Annotated in this window: 22 protein-coding genes; 2 read left to right on the plus strand and 20 right to left on the minus strand. The window is 44.3% G+C overall.

The window, feature by feature from the left end; all coding sequences use genetic code 11:
* Positions 1-3: 3 nt before the first annotated feature.
* On the minus strand, positions 4-1200 hold the full coding sequence (locus MKZ05_RS15550; protein ID WP_212045554.1) for an ornithine--oxo-acid transaminase: 1197 nt from the start codon (positions 1198-1200) through the stop codon (positions 4-6).
* A 208-nt stretch (positions 1201-1408) separates the two neighbouring features.
* Between MKZ05_RS15550 and MKZ05_RS15555 the strand changes: the two genes are divergently transcribed.
* On the plus strand, positions 1409-2851 hold the full coding sequence (locus tag MKZ05_RS15555; RefSeq protein ID WP_339160496.1) for a sigma 54-interacting transcriptional regulator: 1443 nt from the start codon (positions 1409-1411) through the stop codon (positions 2849-2851).
* A 27-nt stretch (positions 2852-2878) separates the two neighbouring features.
* Here MKZ05_RS15555 and MKZ05_RS15560 read toward each other — a convergent pair whose 3' ends face one another.
* Positions 2879-3616: a FadR/GntR family transcriptional regulator gene (locus MKZ05_RS15560; RefSeq protein WP_003213412.1), complete on the minus strand. Its 738-nt coding sequence runs from the start codon at positions 3614-3616 to the stop codon at positions 2879-2881.
* A 170-nt stretch (positions 3617-3786) separates the two neighbouring features.
* On the minus strand, positions 3787-5085 hold the full coding sequence (rpoN, locus tag MKZ05_RS15565; RefSeq protein ID WP_339160498.1) for an RNA polymerase factor sigma-54: 1299 nt from the start codon (positions 5083-5085) through the stop codon (positions 3787-3789).
* Positions 5086-5155: 70 nt separating this feature from the next.
* On the opposite strand from rpoN, the gene yvfG reads away from it, so the two are divergent.
* On the plus strand, positions 5156-5371 hold the full coding sequence (gene yvfG, locus MKZ05_RS15570) for a protein YvfG (RefSeq protein WP_003213121.1): 216 nt from the start codon (positions 5156-5158) through the stop codon (positions 5369-5371).
* Positions 5372-5391: 20 nt separating this feature from the next.
* Here the strand turns inward: yvfG and MKZ05_RS15575 are convergent, their stop codons facing one another.
* The 17 genes from MKZ05_RS15575 to MKZ05_RS15655 form a co-directional block, all read right to left on the minus strand.
* A complete protein-coding gene (locus MKZ05_RS15575) occupies positions 5392-6717 on the minus strand; it encodes an MATE family efflux transporter (protein ID WP_113387378.1) in 1326 nt (441 codons plus the stop codon).
* Positions 6718-6778: 61 nt separating this feature from the next.
* Positions 6779-7594: a nickel import ATP-binding protein NikE gene (gene nikE, locus MKZ05_RS15580; RefSeq protein WP_226804096.1), complete on the minus strand. Its 816-nt coding sequence runs from the start codon at positions 7592-7594 to the stop codon at positions 6779-6781.
* 13 nt (positions 7595-7607) lie between these two features.
* On the minus strand, positions 7608-8423 hold the full coding sequence (locus MKZ05_RS15585; RefSeq protein WP_170965970.1) for an ABC transporter ATP-binding protein: 816 nt from the start codon (positions 8421-8423) through the stop codon (positions 7608-7610).
* 4 nt (positions 8424-8427) lie between these two features.
* Positions 8428-9261 (minus strand): nickel ABC transporter permease subunit NikC, encoded by an 834-nt coding sequence (gene nikC / locus MKZ05_RS15590; protein WP_003213255.1) that lies wholly within the window; start codon positions 9259-9261, stop codon positions 8428-8430.
* Positions 9258-10202: a nickel ABC transporter permease subunit NikB gene (nikB, locus tag MKZ05_RS15595; protein WP_050944215.1), complete on the minus strand. Its 945-nt coding sequence runs from the start codon at positions 10200-10202 to the stop codon at positions 9258-9260. Before nikB ends, nikC begins: the two co-directional genes overlap by 4 nt.
* 18 nt (positions 10203-10220) lie before the next feature.
* Positions 10221-11843 (minus strand): nickel ABC transporter substrate-binding protein, encoded by a 1623-nt coding sequence (nikA, locus tag MKZ05_RS15600; RefSeq protein ID WP_050944217.1) that lies wholly within the window; start codon positions 11841-11843, stop codon positions 10221-10223.
* 149 nt (positions 11844-11992) lie between these two features.
* Positions 11993-13171 carry an aminotransferase class I/II-fold pyridoxal phosphate-dependent enzyme gene (locus MKZ05_RS15605; RefSeq protein WP_335365256.1) on the minus strand — a complete coding sequence of 393 codons (1179 nt, stop codon included), beginning with the start codon at positions 13169-13171 and terminating at the stop codon, positions 11993-11995.
* Positions 13171-13857, minus strand: a complete 687-nt coding sequence (locus tag MKZ05_RS15610) for an acetyltransferase (protein WP_339160502.1) — start codon at positions 13855-13857, stop codon at positions 13171-13173. Before MKZ05_RS15610 ends, MKZ05_RS15605 begins: the two co-directional genes overlap by 1 nt.
* Complete coding sequence (locus tag MKZ05_RS15615) at positions 13820-14413, minus strand: sugar transferase (RefSeq protein ID WP_285859615.1); 594 nt, start codon at positions 14411-14413, stop codon at positions 13820-13822. The genes MKZ05_RS15610 and MKZ05_RS15615 overlap by 38 nt, the downstream gene beginning before the upstream one ends.
* A 20-nt stretch (positions 14414-14433) precedes the next feature.
* Positions 14434-15948, minus strand: a complete 1515-nt coding sequence (locus MKZ05_RS15620; RefSeq protein WP_335365191.1) for an MATE family efflux transporter — start codon at positions 15946-15948, stop codon at positions 14434-14436.
* Positions 15949-15976: 28 nt separating this feature from the next.
* Positions 15977-17005, minus strand: a complete 1029-nt coding sequence (locus MKZ05_RS15625; RefSeq protein ID WP_113387382.1) for a polysaccharide pyruvyl transferase family protein — start codon at positions 17003-17005, stop codon at positions 15977-15979.
* A 5-nt stretch (positions 17006-17010) separates the two neighbouring features.
* Positions 17011-18033, minus strand: coding sequence for a glycosyltransferase family 2 protein (locus MKZ05_RS15630; protein WP_310425657.1), 1023 nt, complete (start codon positions 18031-18033; stop codon positions 17011-17013).
* Between the two features lie 27 nt (positions 18034-18060).
* Entirely contained in the window at positions 18061-19164 is a 1104-nt protein-coding gene (locus MKZ05_RS15635) for an EpsG family protein (RefSeq protein ID WP_003213102.1), read from the minus strand.
* A gap of 14 nt (positions 19165-19178) precedes the next feature.
* The gene (locus MKZ05_RS15640; protein WP_321999519.1) at positions 19179-20309 is read right to left on the minus strand and encodes a glycosyltransferase family 1 protein; all 1131 of its coding nucleotides are present in this window, start codon (positions 20307-20309) and stop codon (positions 19179-19181) included.
* Positions 20302-21141, minus strand: a complete 840-nt coding sequence (locus MKZ05_RS15645) for a glycosyltransferase (protein ID WP_339160504.1) — start codon at positions 21139-21141, stop codon at positions 20302-20304. Before MKZ05_RS15645 ends, MKZ05_RS15640 begins: the two co-directional genes overlap by 8 nt.
* A 2-nt stretch (positions 21142-21143) precedes the next feature.
* On the minus strand, positions 21144-22283 hold the full coding sequence (locus MKZ05_RS15650; RefSeq protein WP_339160505.1) for a glycosyltransferase family 4 protein: 1140 nt from the start codon (positions 22281-22283) through the stop codon (positions 21144-21146).
* Positions 22249-24123: a nucleoside-diphosphate sugar epimerase/dehydratase gene (locus MKZ05_RS15655; protein ID WP_339160507.1), complete on the minus strand. Its 1875-nt coding sequence runs from the start codon at positions 24121-24123 to the stop codon at positions 22249-22251. The genes MKZ05_RS15650 and MKZ05_RS15655 overlap by 35 nt, the downstream gene beginning before the upstream one ends.
* Positions 24124-24262 lie beyond the last annotated feature (139 nt).

Consider the following 24262-nt stretch of genomic DNA (forward strand, 5'->3'; position numbering starts at 1 on the left):
CATTTAAGCTTGAAACAGTGCTTCAATATGACCAATCGCCCAGTCTAAATCTGCTTTTGAAATGGTCAGTGGTGGTGCAAAACGGATGACTGTTTCATGGGTTTCCTTACATAACAAACCTGCTTGCTTCAGCTTTTCACAATAAGGTCTAGCTGCCTCTGTCAGCTCCATGCCTATAAATAGTCCGCGCCCGCGCACTTCCTTAATCACAGGGCTTTGAATGCGTGACAGTTTGTCTTTGAAGTATTCACCAAGCTCCATAGAGCGTGCTGCAAGCTTTTCGTCGATTAAAACATCCAGTGCAGCAAGCGACACCGCACACGCAAGAGGATTTCCTCCGAAGGTAGACCCATGAGAACCAGGGTTAAACACGCCTAAAATATCGCGGTTTGCTACAACACACGAGATTGGGAATACTCCGCCGCCTAAAGCTTTCCCAAGAATCAGCATATCTGGCTCAATGTCTTCCCAATCACACGCAAACATCTTACCTGTTCGTGCTAACCCCACTTGAATTTCATCCGCAATGAACAGCACATGTTCTTGCTCACAAAGTGTTTTGGCATCTTTCAAGAAGCCTTCTGGCGGCATGACAATACCCGCTTCACCTTGAATCGGTTCAATGAGGAAAGCCGCTGTCTGTGGTGTGATCGCTTCACGTAACGCTTCAATATCTCCGTAAGGAATTAGCTTAATTCCAGGAAGCATTGGGCCGAAACCTCTTTGGTATTCTGCTTCTGAGGAAAGAGATACAGCCGTCATCGTTCTCCCATGGAAATTGCCAACACACGCAATGATTTCTGCACGATTCTCTTCGATTCCTTTCACATCATAGCCCCAGCGTCTCGCTGCTTTTACAGCGGTTTCTACAGCCTCAGCACCTGTATTCATTGGCAGTGCCATGTCTTTATTCGTCAGTTTGCAAATTTTTTCATACCAAGGACCAAGCTGATCATTATGAAAGGCTCTCGAGGTGAGCGTCACGCGGTCTGCCTGTTTTTTGAGCGCTTCAATAATGCGGGGATGGCGATGTCCTTGGTTCACTGCGGAATACGCACTCAGCATATCCATATATCGATTGCCTTCAGGGTCTGTCACCCACACTCCCTCAGCCTCAGAAATGACAATTGGCAGCGGATGATAGTTTGCCGCTCCATATTGCTCTGTTTGTTGAATCAATTCATTTGTCTGTGTCGTCATCATCTATTCCTCCTTCTGTAAGGTAGCTTCTTTCAATTGGGTTCATCTTCATCCATATGTTATGCAAGGATCGTGCCAACTTTCTGACCGCTTGATCATGGGGTCTACTTCATTAATTACGCAAAGTTTCTTTGCATATGCCAAATTTTTTAGAGGAAACCGCAAAATTTTTCATGTAAAATAGAGGTAACGTCAGGAGGTGGCGCAATTGAAAAAAGATCTGCATGCCGCAAAGCTTGAAAATGAGATTGATTTATATAAACAAATGCTCGATTTAATTGATGTCGGGGTTCATGCAATTGATGAGAATGGACATACGGTTGTTTATAATAAAAAAATGATGGAGATCGAGTCTTTAAAACGCTCAGATGTTCTCCATAAAAATGTACTCGATTTCTTCGCCTTTCAAGATGAGATGCACAGTACACTTGTCCAAGCGCTGCGTACCGGGAAACAAACCGTACATGCCAAGCAGACGTATCATAATTACAACGGAAAAGAAATCACAACGATTAACCATACATACCCGCTCGTTCGAGATGGTCTCATTCAAGGGGCAGTTGAAATTTCGAATGATGTGACCAAGCTGGAACGGCTGATTCATCACAATATGAAGAAAAAAGGAAGCACCCGCTTTACCTTCGATTCTATTATTGGACAAAGCCCTGCCTTTTTAGAGGTGATTGAGCATGCGAAACGAGCGACACGCACCTCTTCCTATGTGCTCATTGTTGGCGAAACTGGGACTGGGAAAGAGCTGTTTGCTCAAAGCATTCATAACGGCAGCAGCCGGTCATCTGGACCTTTTATTACTCAAAATTGTGCGGCACTGCCTGATAATCTGATTGAAAGTCTGCTCTTTGGTACACAAAAAGGGGCTTTTACGGGGGCAGCTGATCAGCCTGGCTTATTTGAGCAGGCGCAAGGAGGAACCTTGCTTTTAGATGAGATCAACTCACTAAATCCTCATCTTCAAGCAAAACTACTGCGCGTCTTACAGGAGAAACGTGTGAGAAGGCTAGGAAGCACAAAGGAAATTGCTGTTGATGTAAGAGTGATTGCCAATATGAATGAGGACCCTGTGGATGCAATCGCAGGTGGACGTATGCGCAAGGATTTATTTTATCGTCTCGGTATTGTCACCTTATTTATTCCGCCGCTTTCTGAACGAAAAGAGGACATTCCTACGTTTGTGAATCATTTTATTCAAAAATATAATGAGCTGTTTCAAATGAAGGTGAAAGCGGCTGATGAAGAGGTACTTGCCCTTTTTAAGGCGTATCATTGGCCAGGCAATGTAAGAGAACTGGAGCATGTGATTGAGGCGGGGATGAATATGATGATGGATGAAGACGACTTAAGCATGCATCACCTTCCCTATCATTTTAGATTTAAGCACGGGGAAGTCCGTCCTAAGGCGCAATTGCAAACAAATTCTTTGCAGCAAACCGCAGCTGCTGACACCTTTGTGTATACAAGCCCAGAACAGACGACTGATTTCCAAACCCAAATGGAACGATTCGAAAAACAATACATCGTCCATTACTTAGAAAAAATGGACGATAATATTTCACAGACTGCAAAGTTATTGGGCATGAGCAGGCAAAGTCTGCAATATCGAATGAAAAAGCTACATATTTCTCTTCAATAATAGAGCTGTGCCATCATCCGGCACAGCTTATTGTGTATCTGACTGTTCTGCTGGTTTTTGCAGCACATCACCGAGCAGATTTTCTACATTTTTCAAATGCGTAAGCATCGCTTTCTCTGCTTCTTCTGGCTGCCTTGCAACGATGGCTTTGTAAATTTGTTCATGTTCTTCGTAAAGCTTCCGAATGGAGGCTTTCGTTGAGAATAACACGACTTTTCTCGTTTCCCGCATCGTTTCTACTAACAAGGATGAGACTTGATTCATTAACACCTTTAATACATCATTCTTCGAGGCTTTGGCTAAGGCGAGATGGAAGGTAAGATCTGCCTCTTCACCAATTTCTTCATGGGCTTCTGCCAGCTTCATTTGTTCGAGTGCATCACGCAGCTGATGTAGGTCATCGTCCGTCCGAAGCAGCGCCGCCTTTTTGACAGCACCTGTTTCAATAATGGTTCTCACTTCAAGGAGCTGCCTGACATCATGCTGCTTCATTAAAAATGCAGGAGATAAAGAAAATGCGAGCTGTTCAGGATCGAACTGCTTCACATATGTGCCTTCTCCTTGTTTCATCTCTATTAATCCGATCGCTTTGAGAGCAGACAGCGCCTCTCTCACAGCGGAACGGCTGACTTGAAAGCTTTCTGAGAGCGATTGAACCGAATCTAATTTTTCTCCCGGAAGAAGCTCACCAGTGCGAATCGATTCGATTAATGCATCCGCAATTTCTTCATATATTTTTTTGGTTTTGATTTGTTTATATTTCAATTGGTCTCACCTCATCACTGTTGTCTACCCTTTTCGGCTCATGCCCTATCTTATACTTTACCCCAAAATTTCCGTTCACACGTCTCCCCGATTTAATTTTCAAAAAATCTTCTGTATGCCTCGCTTTCAACTAAAAAAGCACCTGCCATGTTTCTGGCAAGTACTTCTTTTTAATCATAGCGCTTCCGCAGTGTAGATGATGGAAGATTCATTTGTTCACGATATTTCGCAATGGTTCTGCGCGACACTCGGATGCCAAAGGTTTGCTGTAGCTGCGTCATCATTTGCTGATCTGAATACGGTTTTTTCTTATTTTCCGTTTGGATCAGCTCTGCGATGTACGTCTTGACTGTGTAGCTGGACGCCTCTTCCAGCGAGGGTCCTTCTAGCTTTGCTTGGAAAAATTGCTTCATTTCCATGAGGCCATAAGGGGTTTGCACCATTTTCCCTTTCACCGTTCGACTGACTGTTGACTCATGCACTTGCAATATATCTGCGATCCGCTTCATCGTAAGCGGTTTCATTTTATGTTTCCCTGTAAGGAAAAAATCTGTCTGGTGTAAGATAATCTCACGAACGACATGGGTCATCGTTTGTTTTCTTTGCTTCAGCGCTTGGACAAGCCAATTGTACTGCTGCTCTTTTTCCTTTAGATACACATATGCTTCATGCCGCTTTCGGTCTTGAATCATGGCGAAGTATCCTTCATTCATTTCAACGTCTGGGAAAGCGCGCCGATTCAGCTCAAATGTGATGTGGTCCTGCACGACAGTAATCGTCACATCCGGCTCTATATACACATGGTCTTCTTCGTATGAGAAATGGATGCCGGGTCTTGGTTCAAGCTGCGACACCTCATCTTGTACCGCTTGAAGTGTTTTCATGGAAATGCCTGTTTTCGCCGCGATTTCCTTCCAAGCCTTTCTTGCAAAGAGAAAGAAGTGCTCATCAATGATCAGCTCGGCTTCATACCAGCGCTCCTTTTTTCTTCTCAGCTGAAGCAGGATGCATTCTTGTAAAGATCTTGCGCCAATACCGGCAGGCTCTAGCGATTGAAGCTGATGAAGGACGGCTTCTACTTCTTCAGCTGACACCTTTAAGACAGCTGCCATCTCGTCAACCGGTTCATTTAAATAGCCATTAGAATCAATGGACTCAATCATAAAGTGAAAGATCCTTTGATTCTTTTCACTTAGATTTAAATCAATGGCTTGCTTCTTTAAATACATTTGCAGGCTTTCTTTTTGATGCGTTCGATACGGCTCTGTCATTCGATCTTGAGATTTTTTATGATAAACTGGTTGATAGCTGTCCGTGTCTTTCCGCTCAATCAGAGGGTTCTCAAGCGCTAACTGGTCAAGATACTCGCCAAGCTCAGTGCTATTCAGCTGGAGCAATGTAATGGCCTGCCTGAGTTCTGGTGTGAGCACCTGCTTTAATACTTGTTCTTGTTGCAGATTAAGGCTCATTGTCTCCCCTCCCTCTCATCATTTTACATGAAGATTGACGGACCGTATATACGAAATAGGAGTGATTCCCATGTCTGAACTTTTTTCCGTTCCATACTTTGTTGACAACTTGAAACAACACATCGCCATGAATCAAAATGAAGACAAGATTCATGCCATGAATGCCTATTACCGCTCAGTGGTGTCAACGCTTGTACAAGACCAGCTGACCAAAAATGCTGTGGTTTTGAAGCGAATTCAGCACCTTGATGAGGCGTATCAAAAGGTGAAAAAAGAAAGCGAATGAACGAAAAAGAACACCCTTTGTCACGATGGCAAAGGGTGTTTTTCATTTGCAAAAAGCTTCCGATCCAGCCTTGATTTGTACATCATCAAAAAGCCAGAACGTCCTACAGTATAGATGATAAAAGCAAACCATAATCCGTGATTGTGCCAAATAGGCGTAACTGCTGCTTGAACAACGATAAACAAGATCATCGCAAACAGCATCGAATTTCTGACAGGGGCAATTTCTGTCGCACCTGTAAATACGCCGTATATGACCAAACCGAAACAAGCGGCAAACGGATAGAGAACGAGCCAGTCTGCATAGCCTAATGTCACATCAAGAAGCCGGGGAAGATTTGTAAACAAGCCCAAGATCGGCTCTTTTAAGAGGAAATAAACCGACGCAATGACGCATGCCATGACAAGTGCCCACTGCCTTGAAAGGGTTAAGGTTCTCTCATAAAGGGTGCGGTCATTTGCACCAACTGATCTGCCCACAAGGATGCTGGATGCATTGGCAAAACCATCGAACAAATAAGCCATGATGTAGTGAATTTGAAATAAGATGGCATTGGCCGCAAGCATTTCTGTTCCAAAAGAAGCACCTTTTGCTGTAAACATGTTAATCACGACAAGGAGACAAATCGTCCGAATAAACAAATCTTTATTCACATGAAACATTTTCTGCACTGCCTGTGTATCCATGATTTTCTTAATAGAAGGCATCTGGAACCCGTTTTTTGAATGCTTCATGATGATCCATGCGCCTAATACAAAGGCGGTTAATTCAGATATCAATGTCGCAGCCGCCACCCCTTTGACTGCAAACGAAAACACATGAACAAGCAGAAGGGCAAGGACCATATTCATGACATTGATCAAGATTTGTAAAGAGAGGGCTTCTTTCATTTTTGCCATTCCCATCAGCCAGCCTAATATCACATAATTCATCAAGGTAAACGGCGCACCCCAAATCCGAATATGAAAATAATCTGCTGCAAATTGCCGAACATCCGCAGCGGGAGAGATCACTAGAAAAGCAGATTGAATAATGGGCCATTGCAGGGCAATAAAACAAAGGCCAACAATGATGGCGATTAAAAAGGGTCTCAGAAAAGCAAGTACACCCTGCTCTTCACTTTGCGCCCCGTTTGCTTGAGCGGCAAAAGCAGATGTACTCACCCGCAAAAAACCAAAGAGCCAATAGAGTGTACTGAAAATGAGACTGCCAACTGCGACGCCTCCAATATAAGCGGGATTGGCAAGCTGACCGACAACTGCTGTATCAACAGCTCCAAGTAATGGAGTGGTCATCGTTGAGATGGTTAAAGGAATGGCTAAAGCTAAATACGCTCGATGGTTCACGATGCCACCTGCCTTTCATGAAAAATAGCCTCTCTAAAAGAGGCATTGATGAAATGAAGATTTATCGAACCGGTCTGCCAATTGTTCGAGACAAAGGATGGTCTGCGAGCATTGCATCTCTCATCTTTTGCACCGCTTTCTCTTCTGATGAAAAGAAATCATCCTTTGATCGAAATTGAGCAACAAGTTCACCTTGATCTAATATCGCCAATTGATCACTTAAGTGATAGGCTGCCGTCATATCATGCGTAATAAATAAGTAAGCGACACCTAGTTCCTTCTTTAATTCTACTAATAAATCTAAAATGACACCCTGTGTGACCATGTCTAAGCTGCTGACGGATTCATCCAGTACGACGAGCTTTGGCTGCAGCAATAAGGCTCTTGCAATGTTGATTCTTTGCAGCTGGCCGCCGCTGAATTGATGCGGATATTTAGACAAGTCCTTTTCACTGAGCCCGACTCTTTCCAGCCAATGGATCAGCACGCTTTTGCGTTCTTTTCGGCTCATGGCTTCATAGTTTTCTAGCGGCTCTGCTAAAATTTGTTCGACTGTCCACCTTGGATTTACCGCCGAGTACGAATCTTGAAACACCGCTTGCACATGCCGGCGATAATGTTTGCGTGTTCTTTGATCTGCACAATATATATCCTGCCCTTCAAAAAGGACCTGACCGGCTTTTGGCTTCTCTAGACCAAGTATGATACGGCCTAGCGTGCTTTTCCCTGCACCGCTTTGCCCCAGCAATCCGACGCACGTGCCTTCTTCAATGATTAAATTGACGCCGTTTAAGACTTGATCTGCGCCTTTTCTTCTCATCAGAAACGACCGGCTGTTGTATGAATGACTAACTGCTTTCACTTCTAATAAATGCAAGGGCCTTCTCACCTCAAATCGGGCAAACAGCTGGGATGGATGGACGAGCTGCTAATAGTTTCTTTGTATAATCATGCTTGGGGTTTTCAAAAAGCTCAAGGACTTCTGCTTTTTCAACCATTTCTCCCTGTCTCATGACAACAACCTGATCTGCCATTTCTGCAATGACGCCAAGATCGTGAGTAATGAGCAAGATGGCAGTTCCATACTCATGACGAATGTGGTTCAGATGCTCAAGCACCAGCTTCTGCGTGTGTACATCTAAAGCAGTTGTTGGTTCATCTGCTATGAGGAGAGGCGGGTGCATACAGGCAGCCATGGCAATCATGACACGCTGCAGCATGCCGCCGCTTAGTTCAAAGGGATACTTGTTTAACAGCTTGTCTGGCTGCGGCAGATTCATCTGCGCTAACGCATCGACTGCCTTCGCTTTTGCCTGCCTTTTACTGACAGCGGTATGCCGGCGGATGGTTTCAATCAGCTGATGACCGATCGTCCATACTGGCGTAAAGCTGTTCATTGGATTTTGCATGATATATGAGATGTCCTTGCCCCGAATAGAACGCATATCCCTTTCACTCAGACCGATCAATTCTCGTCCTTGAAGTGTGATGCTACCAGTGACATCGGTTGTTTTTCGGTCAAGCATATGTAAGATCGACATACTTGTCACCGTTTTCCCGCAGCCGCTCTCACCTATTAATCCAACGATTTGGCCTCGCCCTACTTCAAACGATACGTCCTGAATAAGAGAGGTTGTCCCATAAGGCGTTTTCGTCTGCACATGCAGGTTCTCTATTTGTAAAATGGACTCTTGCACATTGATCATTCCTTTACACACGGCGTTTGATACCATATTTCTCTGAAAGGGCTTCTCCTAGTAAATTAAAGAGGACGACGACAGCCATGATGACAAGACCTGGATACAGCATCAACTGAGGATTCGTTTGAATATACGATTTCCCTTCATGGATCATCGCTCCCCATTCAGGCATAGGAGGCTGAACGCCTAATCCGAGAAAGGACATCGCTGAAATGTCCATAATCGCCCAGCCCATTTCAAGTGTGCCAATGACCGCGAGTGGCGGCAGGACATTTGGAATCATATGCTTTCTCATGATGTTCCAGTGGGATGTCCCGCTGATTTTAGCAGCGGCAATAAAGTTCTGTTCTTTTAAACTCAGCACCATTCCTCGGAAGACGCGAGCATAGTATACCCACTGCACAAGCATCAAGGCAAGCACTACTTGAGAAAGTCCAGGACCGAAGATGCCGACTAATCCGAGGATCAGCACCAGGTTCGGGAATGCCATGATCCCGTCGCAGATTCTCATTAAGACGTGATCGATCCAGCCACCTTTGTAACCTGACAACAAACCAACGATTAACCCAATCAATAAAGAAGAGAGAAAGATTAATAACGCACAGCCTAGTGAAACACGTGCACCATATAAAATTCGAGATAAATTGCATCGGCCTAATTGATCTGTCCCAAGAGGATACTCCCACGAAGACCCCTTTAGCTTCATCGCTAGATTGACAGCCGCCGGATCATGTGGAGCGATCCACGGCGCACATATTGTCACAATCAGCAATAGACCAAGGAGCACCACGCAGATCGAGATCAGCTTTTGATGAGAGAAGAGATATTTTCCTTTTGTCATCATGACTGGCGGCCTTCCTTTCTGGAAATACGGGGGTCGATGATCAGCTGAAGTAAGTCCACAATCAAGCTGCTCAAGATAAAGATACATGCTGCCATGAGGACATAGAATTGAATGACCGGCAGATCCCGGTTAAAGATCGCTTCAATAAAGAAGCGTCCAAACCCTGGCCATGAAAAAACTGCCTCTACGATAATGGTTCCTGTCAGCAGCTTGCCAAGATTCACCCCAAGCCCTGTCAGCATTGGCGATATCGCGATTCTCAATACATGCTTGAACATGATCGACCGTTCCTTTAATCCTCTGATTCTCGCATATTGAACAAACGGCTCTTGAAGCGCCTCACTCACACTTGATCGTAATAGCCTTGTATACATCGCAATTAAAGGGACGGCCAGTGTGACCGACGGCAGAATGAGATGCTCCCATGTTCCCACCCCTTCAACCGGTAGAAGATCGAGCTTCACCGAAAAAAAGAAGATGAGCAAATACCCCAAGACAAATGTCGGGATAGATGCTCCTAAGAAAGAAATGAGCCGGCTCACATGATCAACGATGCCATTTTTCCTCATGCCGCTGAAAAAACCGAGTGGAATGCTGACACAAATTGCAATCAGTAGACTAGTCAGCGCCAATTGAATCGTCGCTGGTATTCTATAGATCACCTCATTGAGCACAGGCTGGTTGGACATATATGACTTGCCAAAATCAAGATGAATGACTTTTTCAATGGTGTGAAGATACTGCATATAAAACGGTTGGTCTAAACCAAATTCACTTCGTTTTTGCGCTAATATTTCATCCGTTGGCTGGATATGAGCCGCTGCTAAATATGCCTCAGCCGGGTCGACTGGCGAAAGGTGAATCATACCAGTCGTGAAAAGAGTGGCTAATAAAAATACAGGGATGATTGATAGCATGCGTTTGACGATATAGCGGCCCATTTCCTAACCTTCCTTCTATTACTTCAGCTTAATACCTGTGAATGGATGTTCGTCGCGATTTGCTGGGAACTCAAAGTCCTTCACATTTTTTTGATAAACGGCTGTCTTTTTAAAATAAGAGATTGGCACAATTGCCCCTTGATCCTGTAATGAAGATAAGACAGACGAATAAAGTGCTTTTCGTTTGTTTTCATTGGTTGTTGATGGAATTTCGCTCATTTCTTTGATCAGCTTGTCCTTATTTGGATAGGCTGAAATGGCTTCTTTGAATCCAAAACCATCTGATGAGACGACGTTCATAAATGTATGCGGATCATATGGCGCTCCGTAGTTGCTAAAGAAGTTCATATCAAACTTGTTGGCTTTAAAGCGCTGCACCTGTGTTGCCAGCTCCACACCTTCAAGTTTGACACCAACGCCAATGGCACCCCATTCTGCTTGAAGGGTCTCAGCCATCGCTTTTTGAATCGATTCTGCTGAATCATACATCATACTAAATTCAAGCGTTTTTCCATCTTTTTCACGAACGGTTTTTCCTTTTGGTAGTGTCCAGCCTGCTTCATCCAGCAATGCTTTCGCTTTGTCTACATCATATTGGAACGACTTCACCTTAATATCAGAAGTGTAAGGCATGTTGGTCGGCAATATGTGATCTGCTTCATCCTCTAAGCCAGAGGTGACACCTTCAACCATTGATTTCTTATTCATAGCATATTGAAGGGCATGACGCACTTTCTCATCTGACAGCTGATCCACTTTTGTGTTCATGACAAGCTGTCTCGTTGCAACTGGCTCTGACATTTTTGTTTCGTACTTACCGCTCGCCTCTAGCTGTTTGTAGGCATCAAGGCTAATGGTTCCTTCTCCGTAAAGGACGTCTACATCACCTTTTTCAAATGCCATGACTCTCGTTTCCGCATCTGGGATGACCTTGACTTTGATTTCTTTGACCTTTGGTTTTTCTCCCCAATAATGATCATTTCGTTCGAAAATGGCATAGTCATCTTTTTGATATGTTTTTAATACCCAAGGGCCTGTCCCCACTGGTTTTTCAATTCCTTTTGACGTATCTCCGTTTTTAGGGAAGCCTGCTTCGCCTAAGAAACGAACCGGGCGGACAACGGCTAATTCTTGAACAGTTGGATAATATGGCTCTGTTAATGTGAGTTTAAACGTTTTCTTGTCTACTGCTTCTGTCTTTTTGATTTTTTTTATCACACCTAACCAGCTATGTATATCCTTGTTTTTTAAGATGGAATCAAAGTTCTTTTTCACAATGTTTGCATTAAACTCAGATCCATCTGAAAATGTCACTTTGTCTCTTAAATGGAACGTGTACACCTTGCCATCCTTTGACACATCCCATGATTTCGCTAATTCAGGTTTTAGCTTTCCATTCTTTTGATAGCTGACCAATGGCTCATAAATCATTGATTGCGCGAACAATTGTGATGGGTTGTATACGTGCGGATTCATTTCGCCAATATCTCTCGGCCAAGCCATCGTGATCATGTCAGGATGATCCTTGTTTCCATCTGCTCCATTGTTTGCTTGAGAGCAGCCTACTAATAAAAAGATAAGTAAAAATGTAAACACAGTATTTATTTTAATTTTCGGAAAAAATTGGCTCCAAATAGACATAAGATGTTCCTCCTAATTGATGCTGATAATCATTTTCATTTTAAGGAGGAACAACCCCGTTGTCAATAACATATTTAAAACGATATGACAACAAAAAATCCTAATTATTCCATTAGTTGATGAATTTGATAAAAAGAGAGGCAGGCTGCTTACAAGTGAGCAGCCTGTGAAGAGGTGAAGTTTTTTTCTCGCAGGGCATGACGAAGTGTGTCAATGATACGATCCTGTTCAGCGTCTGTCATACTTGTTCCAGAGGGGAGACAAAGCCCTGTTTCAAATAACAATTCAGATACGGGAGTGCCTTTCGCCGCTGAATAAAAGGGACAATCACGAAAGAGCGGCTGCTCGTGCAGCGGCTTCCATACACGTCTTGCTTCAATCTGTTCTTCTTCTAGTGCAGCAATAATGTCCACTGGAGAGGTATTTTTATCGCGATCAATAGTCAATGTCGTCAGCCAGCGGTTGGACTTGGTGTCTTGATATTCAGGCATGAAATAAAGACCCTCTACTTTAGATAACGCCTCCTGATAACGCCTGAAAATGCGGCGCTTTTGTTCAACACGCTCGTCCAATATTTCCATCTGAGCAATCCCGACGCCTGCTAGCAGGTTGCTCATGCGATAGTTGTATCCTATCTCTTGATGCTCATAATGCATCGCGCGTTCTCTAGCCTGTGAAGCGAGAAAGCGGCAGCGTTCGATCGCAGCTTCATCATCACTCACAAGCATTCCGCCGCCTGATGTTGTAATGATTTTATTTCCATTAAACGAATAGACACCGAACCTGCCCATTGAGCCGCTTTTTTTTCCTTTATATAGAGAGCCTAACGATTCAGCCGCATCCTCAATGACTGGTACATCATATGCTTCACACAACGCCAGAATCTCGTCCATTTTTGCGCTTTGTCCATATAAATGCACGACAATGACAGCACGGGGTCTTTTTCCAAGTCGTTTTGATTCCAGAAATGCCTTTTCTAAAGCAATCGGGCACATATTCCATGTATCCCTTTCAGAATCAATAAAAACGGGTGTCGCTTGTTCATATAAAATCGGATTTGCAGTTGCCACAAATGTGAGGGTGGAACAAAAGACAATGTCCCCTTTTTGAACGCCAATAAGCTTTAGGGCGAGGTGAATTGCTGCTGTTCCAGAAGATAAAGCCGCTCCTGCATTCACCCCTGCATAGCGCGCGACTGCCTGCTCAAATTCATTCACAAGAGGTCCAAGCGGTGCAATCCAGTTGCTCTTGAAGGCTTCCTCTATTTTCAAATACTCTTTTCCGCTCATATGCGGTGGTGATAAGTAAATTCGTTTCCTTTCTTGCATCATTTCCCACCCTCTCGCCGATCTTTGATTTCTATTGCAGGAATTCCTACAGCGACTTTCTGATCGTGTATATCTCTTGTTACTGCGGCTCCTGCGCCAATGAGTGTCCAGCTTCCGATCGATGTCCCGGGTATCAAAACAGCACCTGCTCCAATATGTGTACCCATTCGTACAGACACACAGCCAGTTAACACTGCTCCCGGTGACAGATGGACAAACGATTCCAGTATACAGTCATGCTCTACGATAGATCCTGTGTTGATAATCGCATGTTCACCGATTGCTGCATCTGCTTGAACTACTGCCCTTGCCATAACGACAGCTCCTCTTCCAATGACTGCTGATGGACTTACGACCGCCTGTGGATGGATGAGTGTGGCAAATGCCGTGTTTTCAAAGGAGAGGCGTTCCTTTACTAACTGTCTGCTCTCATTTTGCCCGATCGCAATCAGCCATTTCATATGTGGCATTGTCTCTCTCAGCTGTTGACTCATGGAGATCGGTCCATACAAGATACTGCTTTGAGTCGTAGTCTCTTCAAATTGATCATCTAATACGGCACATAATGAGTAATTGGGATGGGCAGCAATCATTTCTTGAATGACTTTGCTATGCCCGCCAGCCCCAATTAAACCAATCGGTTGCTCTTTACATATCAGTTCCTTTGAATTTTTCAGCTGTGGCATGATGCGGCTGCTGCACCCCCTCTGTTTTGATCACTTTCAGCAAGGTCATCCATAAAATTTTCATATCAAGCCAAAATGATTGATGCTCGACGTACCAGAGGTCATAGGTGAATTTCTCCTCCCAAGAGATCGTGTTCCTTCCATTCACCTGTGCCCATCCAGTAATGCCAGGCTTGACAAGATGGCGCCTTGCTTGCTCCTCTGTATACATCGGCAAATACTCCATCAGAAGCGGCCTTGGTCCAACGAGACTGAGCTCTCCTTTTAGGACATTGACTAGCTGCGGCAATTCATCAAGACTGAGCTTGCGAATCAAAGCGCCGGTTTTTGTTAATCGAAGATGATCTGGCAGGAGCGCCCCTTGCTCGTCACGTTCATCGGTCATCGTCCGAAATTTATATAGCATAAATGGCCGGCCATACAGACCAGGCCGCTTCTGCCGAAACAACACAGGCGTCCCAATTTTCCACCGAATCAGTCCATAAAGCAGAGGAAAAAGAAGACTGCCTGCGATGAGCAGCGTCAATGCCACCATCACATCTAACATTCTTTTCATCATGAAATCTCCTTATCTCACTAGCGGGAAACAGCTTGTTTTACCTTGTGCACCAGCTGCTGCCGCTCTCGTTTTGTTCCTGCAAATTGATACAAGTAGCCCATATAGAGAAAGAAACATAGACCGCCAATACAAAACAGCTCCCACCAGGACGTCACGTCATAAATCGCTTGAATTCCTGCACAGACGCCCCAAACCATGAGCGCTCCTGCAAGTGGAACCATCGTATGTTTGTAAAAGATGGTGCGTTTCTGATTCGTGATGCGGGCCGTATAAAATGGCAGAAACACGATATTTTTGATCAATAAAACAATCGCTCCCGCTGATGCAATGCCGTATAAACCAAGCTGAAGCGTATGAGTCAATCCATAGGCAAAAAGTACATTGGATACACCTAATATGAGTGTGACCACCGCTGGAACCTTCAATCGATTAAAAGCGGTCGGCACATATGTCAGCGGTAAAAACATCAAGGTTAAGCATAAATAAGCAGCATGAATCATGAGAAGCCATTTCAGCTCTTCAAAGGCAGGTCCAAGCCATAAAAGCATGAGCGGACCGGCAAGTCCTCCTAGCAGAGCGGCCGGAAACGCGACAAATAATCCGCTCCACTTAATGGCACTGGCTGCATATTGGATGAGACCGTCTTCATCTTGATTCGAGTAAAATTTCGTAATCGTTGGGGCAAACACAACCGCCAATGTCCCTGCGAGTGTGCGTAATAATAATGGAAATTGTAATATCGCCGCATACTGTCCCGTCGCTTCCGCTCCAATGAGCAGATTGGTCATCAATAAATCAATCTGTAAAAATAGCAAAATCCCCATTTGCTCAAAAGAATGCCAGACCCCTGATCGAACAAGTGTGAGACTAGAAGATAGTGAAACGTGCCGCCACTTAAACGAAAACCAAGGGATAAGCTTTTTAAAATAATAGATACCAATTCCCATAGCCGCCAAGCTTCCTATCACAGCCGCAAGTGGAATATGCCAGATGGCGGGTGCCGTCCATGTAAACAGCAGCACAATCATCAGTGCCCTCAAAAACATTTGAATGGCCTGACCAATACTTGATACATATAGCTTATTCGCATAAAACGGCGCAGCCCCAATGCCGGACATGACAAAATTGAGCATAAATAAAAGACCCCCTAATATAAAGGCGATCTGTGTGTCTTTTGCGAGATAAATAGGCACATGAAGCCACTCTACCAGCTGGCGGGACATGAATAGACAAAACAGAAAAAGGCTAATCGATAAAAAAATGGAACTGACGAAATAAGATGAGAGATAGCGCTGCGCCCTCTCCATTTCCCCTTTATGAGCCGCCACAGAAAAAAAACGCACCACCACAGCACTTAATGACGCCGTAATAACCGATAAATAGTTGATCATATTTTGCGTCAGATGGATTAAGCCGAATGCTTCGACTCCAAGTGTATGAACGATGTACGGTGTTAAACAAACAGACATAAGCATCATCAAGACAAACGTCATGATGTTTGCACTGGCATTGTAAAGAAACGCTCGATTCATTTTGATTTCACGCAGCGTGTAAAAGCCTTCATCCAGCTTCCTCTCCCTTTTGTCCGCTCGTTTTCATCAGCTGATGAATCGCCTCTTTCACAGACGCCCCATTCGGTTCTTTCAATAGCGTCAAAAACGGAAGATGAGCCACCCATTCATACCCTTCCATCACCTTATGATCAAACGACCTGAGGACAACACATGGTGTTTGCGTAATCGCACAAAAAATCATACCGTGAAGCCGGTCTGTCACGACGACCTGCGCCTTACTTAACTCTGTCCATAAGGCAGATAATTCATCTAAGCGAGTCGTTCGATCCACTCGTTTGCCAATTGTCGTTGTGATCAAATCGACTTGATCATACGTCTCTTGAATTTGCTGCTTTAGCTGCCGCCGCTCCTTTTCGGTGAGGTACGCTTCCTTATCCTCTCGCAAACAAAGTAAAACCCCTTCACGTTTTTGTTCCTTGGTTGATTCATCTAATGTCAGCACCATATCAGGCTGTTTCCACACATCTTGATCAGGGAAGTGCTGCTTCATCCAAGTGTAGGTTGTTTGATCTCTTGCCATGAGAAGCAGCCTCGGATGGTGTTTGTATGTTTGAATAGCGCGGCGTTCCTCTCTTTTTCCTCTCTTTGTTTCTGTAAAATGGGCAGTGGCCGGCAGTTGAATCACCGGATAGGACTTGAAGGTTTTCATGATAAATTGTCTCGTCCATTCTTCATAACGGTATAAGTCCCCCATATTGCCCCCACCGATGATACAGACGATGTCTTCTGAGTGTCGCATACGCTTTAACGGACGGGCGAGGCGATAGATCTCTTTCATGTCCACTTCCATGATGTCATAGGCGGGAAAGTGCTCTTTTAAAAAACAATAACTCGCATAGGCAATCGCATGATCCCCTAAATTATCATGTCCTGGCAGCAGCGTGAGAATGATTTTCTTCTGATGACTCCGCTCTGGCAGGCTTTGGCGGCTCAGTCGATATTCAAGCGGATATTTAACCTTTAAGAGCAGCCACTCTGCGGCGTGCGCCTTCAATTGCTGCAATGTCAATCTCATCACCCCTATTTCCTTGTTTGATATTCGATCCATTTTTGATAGCTAGAAGCGGCAGCAGAAAGTGGATAGACCAGCCGGCACTTCGCAAGGAATAAAATCATTCGCTTCCGCGCGGTGAGCTTCGATGGTTCCACTTGTTTGACGGCATGCTGAAAAGCCTCGTGTGTCACCATTTCCCGCATATGATCAAGCTTTTCCCGAAGAGAGAGTGCATTTTGGCTCTTCCATTCGTTGAGCATACAATGAAGGGTGTGATTGACAATAAAAAAATCAAGTGCCTTCTCATACAGAGAGATGTCATCATATTCTGTCAAAAACAAGCGCTGTGCATGATAAAAGGTTAGTCCATGATGAAAATACTGCTTCTGATATCGCTGCACAATAGAAGATAGATGAACACGGTAGTAATAAAGTGGTTCATGAACAAAGGCAATACTGCGTGATAAAGAAAAACAGCGCAGCGTCACATATTGATCTTCTATGTTCTCAAGTTCTCCCCGCAACGGAAATCGAATGTCGTGTTCTTCGATAAAGGCACGCCGATACAGCTTATTCCATGAGAACCCCGTAATGTCTCCGTGCAATAACGCTTCAATTAAAATCGTTTTTTCCGCCGACCGCTCGGCTAACAGCGTCGTTGGTATGGTTCGCTTTGACTGTTCAAATTGAATCCAGTACTCACTGATGACTAAATCTGCGCCGGTCATTTCAGCTTTTTCATACAAGGCTTCGCAGTAATGAGGCGCGAGAATATCATCTGAATCAATAAAGGCAATATACGTGCCCTTTGCTTCTTCGATGCCCCGGTTTCTCACAGCGCCTAACCCTTGATTGGTTTGATGAATGACCCGAAACCGCTGATCTTGTGCAGCAAATGCTTCAAGATATTCTCCGCTGTGATCTGTAGATCCATCATTCACGAGAATAACCTCTATATCTGAAAAACTTTGATCTGCAATTGATTGAAGGCATTGCTCCACATACTGACTCGTATTGTAGACTGCGACCAATAGACTGATAGCTGGCATTACAACATGCCCCACCTTTCTCAAAATCTACTTTGTAAATATCGTCCTGTACGGTAACACAGATGAATCGAACGGCATCAGCATGATGCTGTACAGAATATAGCAAACAGCAATCCCTACATAGATAAAAACATTAGACCGCTGATCAAAAATACGTGTGAAATACGGCAGTAAAATAAGCTGATACAAGCCAAAATAAATATGAAATCTTGCATAAATGACATCCTTGGTGGCAAGGATGCCAAACAAGAAACCGAGCAAACAAAAGTTCACAACGTAATCACTCTCAGGCGTCAGCTCACGAAGCCGTTTTCGATAAAAGAACGCAAGCAAAAGCGGCAAAATCAATACACCGATTTTTGTCACATTCATTCCATTTGTATTCGTTGTGAGCCATTCCTCGTAATGCCCATATGAACTGCCTTGCAGCATTACGACAAACACGGAAATAAAGCGGTCATAAAGAGCGGTTAACCCTAAGAAAATCATGCATAAGACCAGCATCATCCAAGACCACGATTTTGTTCTCACGATAAAATATACAGGAATCATGATGAGAGCCGATGAATGAAACAATGAACATACGAGGACGAGCGGAAAATACAATTTCCACTGACCATTGATCACAAGACGGATGGCATAAAAAAGAACCGCCGCCACCATATACTGACGCATGCCATTAAACGAAGCGTAATAATGAAAGGTGCCGAGAAAAAGCAGCATACTCAGCTCAAAGGGACGACCATATTGAATGAGCGTCTTGATGATAAAAAAATAAGTGATCGCCCCAACCGAGATATACATGATTTGCGGATCATGGGACAGTTGATTGAGCATCCATAAAATAAACGTAAATCCTGGGTCAGTGGCCGCCTTGTCCACACCAAATCCGAATATGTGCCAAGGCTTTTCATAATTGATGGAGAACTCATACATCTGTCCATATGTGACAAAATCGGTTCCTACTTTGTACCGAATACCAGCGACAATACAAAGAAACAAAAACGGAAATAACACGAGAATCTTGTTAGGCCGCCATCCGCTTTGAATGGTATCATCACGCCTGCCGTAAAATGCGGCAAAGCTCGACCATAAATAGACCATGATCATGTTCACCAAATATACCGCCATCTGCCATTCCTTCCTTACAGTCCATATCCTTTCATCACACGTGTGATGTTCTGTTTGACATCAAATCCTCTTTGTTCAAGCTGGTACGTAATGGTCTCTTGAAGAGGAGGCTCTGCATGATACGCTTCAAGCACCGCCTTCATCCATTCATGCGCGGAATCCCGGAGCGACATTCTTTTCACAAGACCGCAGCCTAAATCTACTTCCTCTGTAATATGATCTGAAATCACACAAGGCAATCCAGATGCCTGTGCTTCCACTAAAACGAGTGGAAGGCCTTCAAACAAGGAAGGCATCACAAATACATCAAATGCTTTCATATAGTCTGGAACGTCCGATACAACGCCTGTAAAGACAATGTTGTCTAACAAACCGGCCTTTTCCGCATATGATTCAACCACCTGCCTCAGCGGTCCATCCCCTACAAGGACAAGCTGAAATGAGACCCCCTGCTTCTTTAAGGTCTGTGCCAGTTCCATAAAAAAAACGTGATTTTTTTGTTCATGAAAACGACCAATATGACCTATCACCATACTCTTTTCCTGAAGACCAAGCTGCTTTTTGATCTTCACCTTTTCTTCTGGATCAGGCTGAAAGAAAAGGGATAAATCAATCCCATTCGGCAGCACCTCAACCTGTCTATTCTTCATTTTTTTCTGCCCAAATAAAAAGGAGCCGGCATCCTCACCGCATGCAACAAGCTTTGTAGAAAATGCAAAAATCAGCCGGCGAAACCCTTTGAGCATCATATGGTCTACCCAATTTGGCGACTGTTTCCAAGCTGTATTATGCGAATGACAAATCCGCACCTTTACACCCGCCAATTTCGCAGCAAGGGCAGAGAAGCCTGTTTGAAAATCTGTATGTGCATGCACTGCTTGATACGGTCCTGTTCGTTTGATCGTCTTTGTCAATGTTCTGACAAATGCCAAAGGAGAGGATGCCCCAATACTCGGGACGTAAAAGATACGTCCTCCGAGCCTCTGAATTTCCTCATCATAATCACAGACATCCTTCCGGTGGGTAATAAAGTCAAATTGGAGGACATTTCTATCGAGTGCACGATAGATGTTCATGATCATCGTTTCAGCTCCGCCGCGGTTCATCCCGCCTACAATATGAAGTACACGCTTTGGCTCACTCATCCCGAATCGTCCTCCTTTTCAACAAAGACGCCTCCAGCTTCCGCTGGTGATAAAATTTCATGATCTTCGGTGATAAACAGGCGCGGATCACCGGCTTTAGCGCAAACAAATAATGAACCGGCGGCAATTTTAATAACCAGCATGCTTTCAAAACGAGCCAAGCATTGTCTATCGAATATTGAAACTTACGACGCTGAAAAGCCGCTTCATCCTCTCTCACAAGGTATAACGGCTCTTGTAAATTAAAGCCTTTTCTCCCCGTAACAAAAAAACGGATCCACAGATCAATATCTTCCATCCGCCTCGTTGTTTTCACAGAGCGATATCCATTTAAAGCCTTGTACGCAGCAGCCCTCATCATAATGGTTCCATGACAAAAAGGCGTCCCTCTTGCCAGCACTTTTCGATCAGGCTCTGAAATCAGTGCACGTACACCTTTTGTACCCGATTCATCAAACACGGTCATCGCCGTCCCGACCACATCATATTCAGGATGTGATTCAAGGAAATGCACCTGTTTTTCTAAACGATCAGGTACTGATATATCGTCGCCATCCTGCCTTGCAATCAAGTCTCCCCTCGCTTCAGCTAGACAGCGATTCAGACTGGCAGCGAGCCTTTGATTATGCTCATTGCGGATAAGGCGAATTCTTTCAGGTTCTCGTTTTGTATAGGACAGCACTTTTTCATAGGTGCCGTCTGTTGATGCGTCATCACATATGATGAACTCCCAGTTGTCATATGTTTGATGAAGAATGGATTCAATACTTTCTTCTACTGTGTCTTGGCAATTGTAGACGCCCATGATGATAGACACCTTTGGCTTATGCATGCTCACATCACCTTCTCTGCTTGATCCATAAAGGTTGTATAAATTTCTTCCATAGCACTCACCGTCTGCTCCTGTGCAAATGCATGGGCTAAGGAGCGCCCCGCTTTTCCCATGAGGGGTAGCTGATCTCTTTTGTGATAAAGCTGGTGCAAATATTCAGCCAAGTCATTCACATCATGCGATTTGACTAAAAAACCATTCACACCATGTCTGATCAACTCACAGTGTCCTCTATTCTCTGTTGCAATGACCGGCTTTTCCGCAGACATCGCTTCAAGCAGATTCATGCCGAGCCCTTCTCTCAAACTAGTCGACACACATACATCACTCAAATGCATCCATTCCTCAATTTGTTTGCAAAAACCAGCAAAGTGGACATGCTTTTCAAGATGGAGCTCGTGAACCAGCTTTTCATACATCGGCCTCATTGCCCCTTCACCGGCAAACACGACCTTCACATTTGGTATTTTCCTATATAGCTGGGCACATGCTTTGATGAGCATCCCTTGGTTTTTATTCGCATTTAATTCGCCAGCGCACAGCACAATAAAATCTTCTGAAGAAAAGCCATGGACTGCACGAAGATGCTGCTTCTCTTTTGCAGTAACTGGTGCAAATCGTTTCATATCCACACCCATACCAGGAACATAGTAGACAGATGCCCGCTCTTTTGATAGACGATCTGCTCTTTTAAAATCCTCTCCATTAATGGTGATCAAAGCGTCTGTATGGCGGGCGAGCCATCGCTCAATCGGATAATAGAGCAGCCAGTTTTGAAGCGGTGCTCCTTGCCAAAAGTGAAAACCATGTGCTGTGTAAAGAACCTTCGTCCCTTTTTTGCGCGTGCTTTTGGCTGCTAGTCTGCCAATCACACTTCCCATTGGTGTGTGGCAATGGATAAAGTCGTAGTGCTCTTTCGCTAACAGCTTCTTCAGCTCCACATACGCAAACCGGTTGTGCACATGAAAAGGAGATCGCTGAATCGGAATCGAGTGCGCTTGATCCACATAGGGAAGCTCCAGCTGACCATTTGCCGCTGTATGCACTTCCCATCCTTGTTCCTGAAACCACCGGAAATACGGAAGGTGAAATGCCTTAAAATGATAGTCAACCGTTGCGCAAAACAAGATTTTTTTCTTCATTGGCAAGTGCTTCCCCCTCTCTTGTCATCTGTTCAGACAACAAATCATGCGATTCGATGGCAGCAAACAATGCTTCTCTCATTTGCTCTTCACTCATCATGTCAAATTCATGGATAAAGCGGTTCAGCACATATGGGTCTCCATCCAGCGCATGGCCGATATGAATTTTCGGGAAAATTTGTTCCTGTGCTTTTTCATGCTGGTTGAGTAGTTCCTCATACATTTTCTCACCAGGGCGAATGCCTGTGAACGTAATCGGAATCTGGTCTGTGGTGTAGCCTGAGAGGTGAATGAGGTTTTCTGCGAGGTCAACAATTTTCACTGGCTCCCCCATATCTAATACAAAAATCTGTCTTCCTTCTGCCATGGCACCCGCCTGAATGACAAGTCTCGATGCTTCTGGAATGGTCATAAAATATCTTGTCATGGCTGGGTGCGTGACCGTGACCGGCCCGCCTTGTTCGATCTGTTTCTTAAAAATTGGAATGACGCTTCCCCTGCTTCCGAGTACATTTCCAAACCGAACCGCGACAAATTTTGTGTCACTGCTTGCCCCCATTTGCATGATCAGCATTTCAGCAAATCGCTTTGTGGCGCCCATCACATTGGCAGGATTGACCGCTTTGTCAGAGGAAATGAGGACGAATGTTTCAATGCCATGCTCATGTGCAGCTTCTGCGACATTTTTTGTCCCGATAATATTGTTTTTCACTGCTTCTTTTGGACTGATCTCCATGAGCGGGACGTGCTTATGTGCCGCGGCATGATAAATCATATCCGGCTGAAACTGACCAACGATTTCACTCATTTTCTGTTTATCTTGGATATCCGCAATTTGCGGATAGAGACTGATGGTGTCCCCATAGATTTCTTTCAGCTCTAGTAAAATAGAATGAATGCTAAATTCTCCATGTCCCACAAGCACAATCGCTTGAGGAGCAAACACACAAATTTGACGACAGATTTCTGACCCAATCGATCCGCCTGCCCCTGTGACCATGATGGTTTTCCCCTTTAAATGGACAGATAGACGGCTCGAATCTAATTGAATCGGTTCTCTACCTAATAAATCCTCTGGCTGTACATCTCGTAATTGATTCAGCGCATGGGTTCCTTTTAAAATCTGCTCCATCTCCGGCATGATCTGCGTTTTAACCCCAGTCGCTACGCATTCCTTATACAGCCCTTTTAACGTATGGCTGCTTTTGGACGGAATGGCGATGATGATCTTTTGAATATCCATCATCACAACAGCTGTTTGAATCTGTTCTTTCCCCCCTAGAACAGGCAGTCCCATGATTTCAAGCCTATGCTTCGTCTTGTCATCATCTATGAAGGCGACTGGCTCAATATGTACATCACTCGATTGCTGAAGCTGACGAACGATGATGGTTCCAGCTGATCCGGCGCCAATGATTAAGGCCCGCTCCTTTTCTACCTGCAGCCGCTTTGCCCCATCATGTAATAGCCGGGACGCCATTCGAGATGCACCGATGAATAATACGTGAAAAAGCCACACGATGAATAAAAAACGGAAGGGCCATGTCTGCACGAAAAGGTACAGTATTGCCATTGAAAATAAAAAAGAACATACAAAGGTCTTCATTAAAGAAAATAGCTCTCTTACCCCTGTATAAGCCCATACTTGCTTGTACACGTGAAAAATATACGAAAACAAATGGTGCCCAATGAGTAGACTGAGCGAAGAAATGACGAGCATTTCAAATGTATAAACAGTTAACGCCGCTTCTTGGACAAATTGAAAACCAAAAAAGACAGCCACTAAGATGAGATATGAATCTAGTGCCACGATGATTGATAATCTTTGGGCGTAAGTCAACGCTCCTCCCCCTTTTTAAAACATCACTATTCTTACGTAAAATGGGCATCAAACCCGTCCTCACATCCCACTATTGATGACGAGCATCTAAGGCATTGGTCATGCCCACAGCAGGATCGAGTGCCTCCATTGTTAAAGA

The sequence above is a fragment of the Bacillus sp. FSL M8-0277 genome (genome assembly GCF_037975305.1).
GTDB classification, from domain to species: domain Bacteria; phylum Bacillota; class Bacilli; order Bacillales; family Bacillaceae; genus Bacillus; species Bacillus pumilus.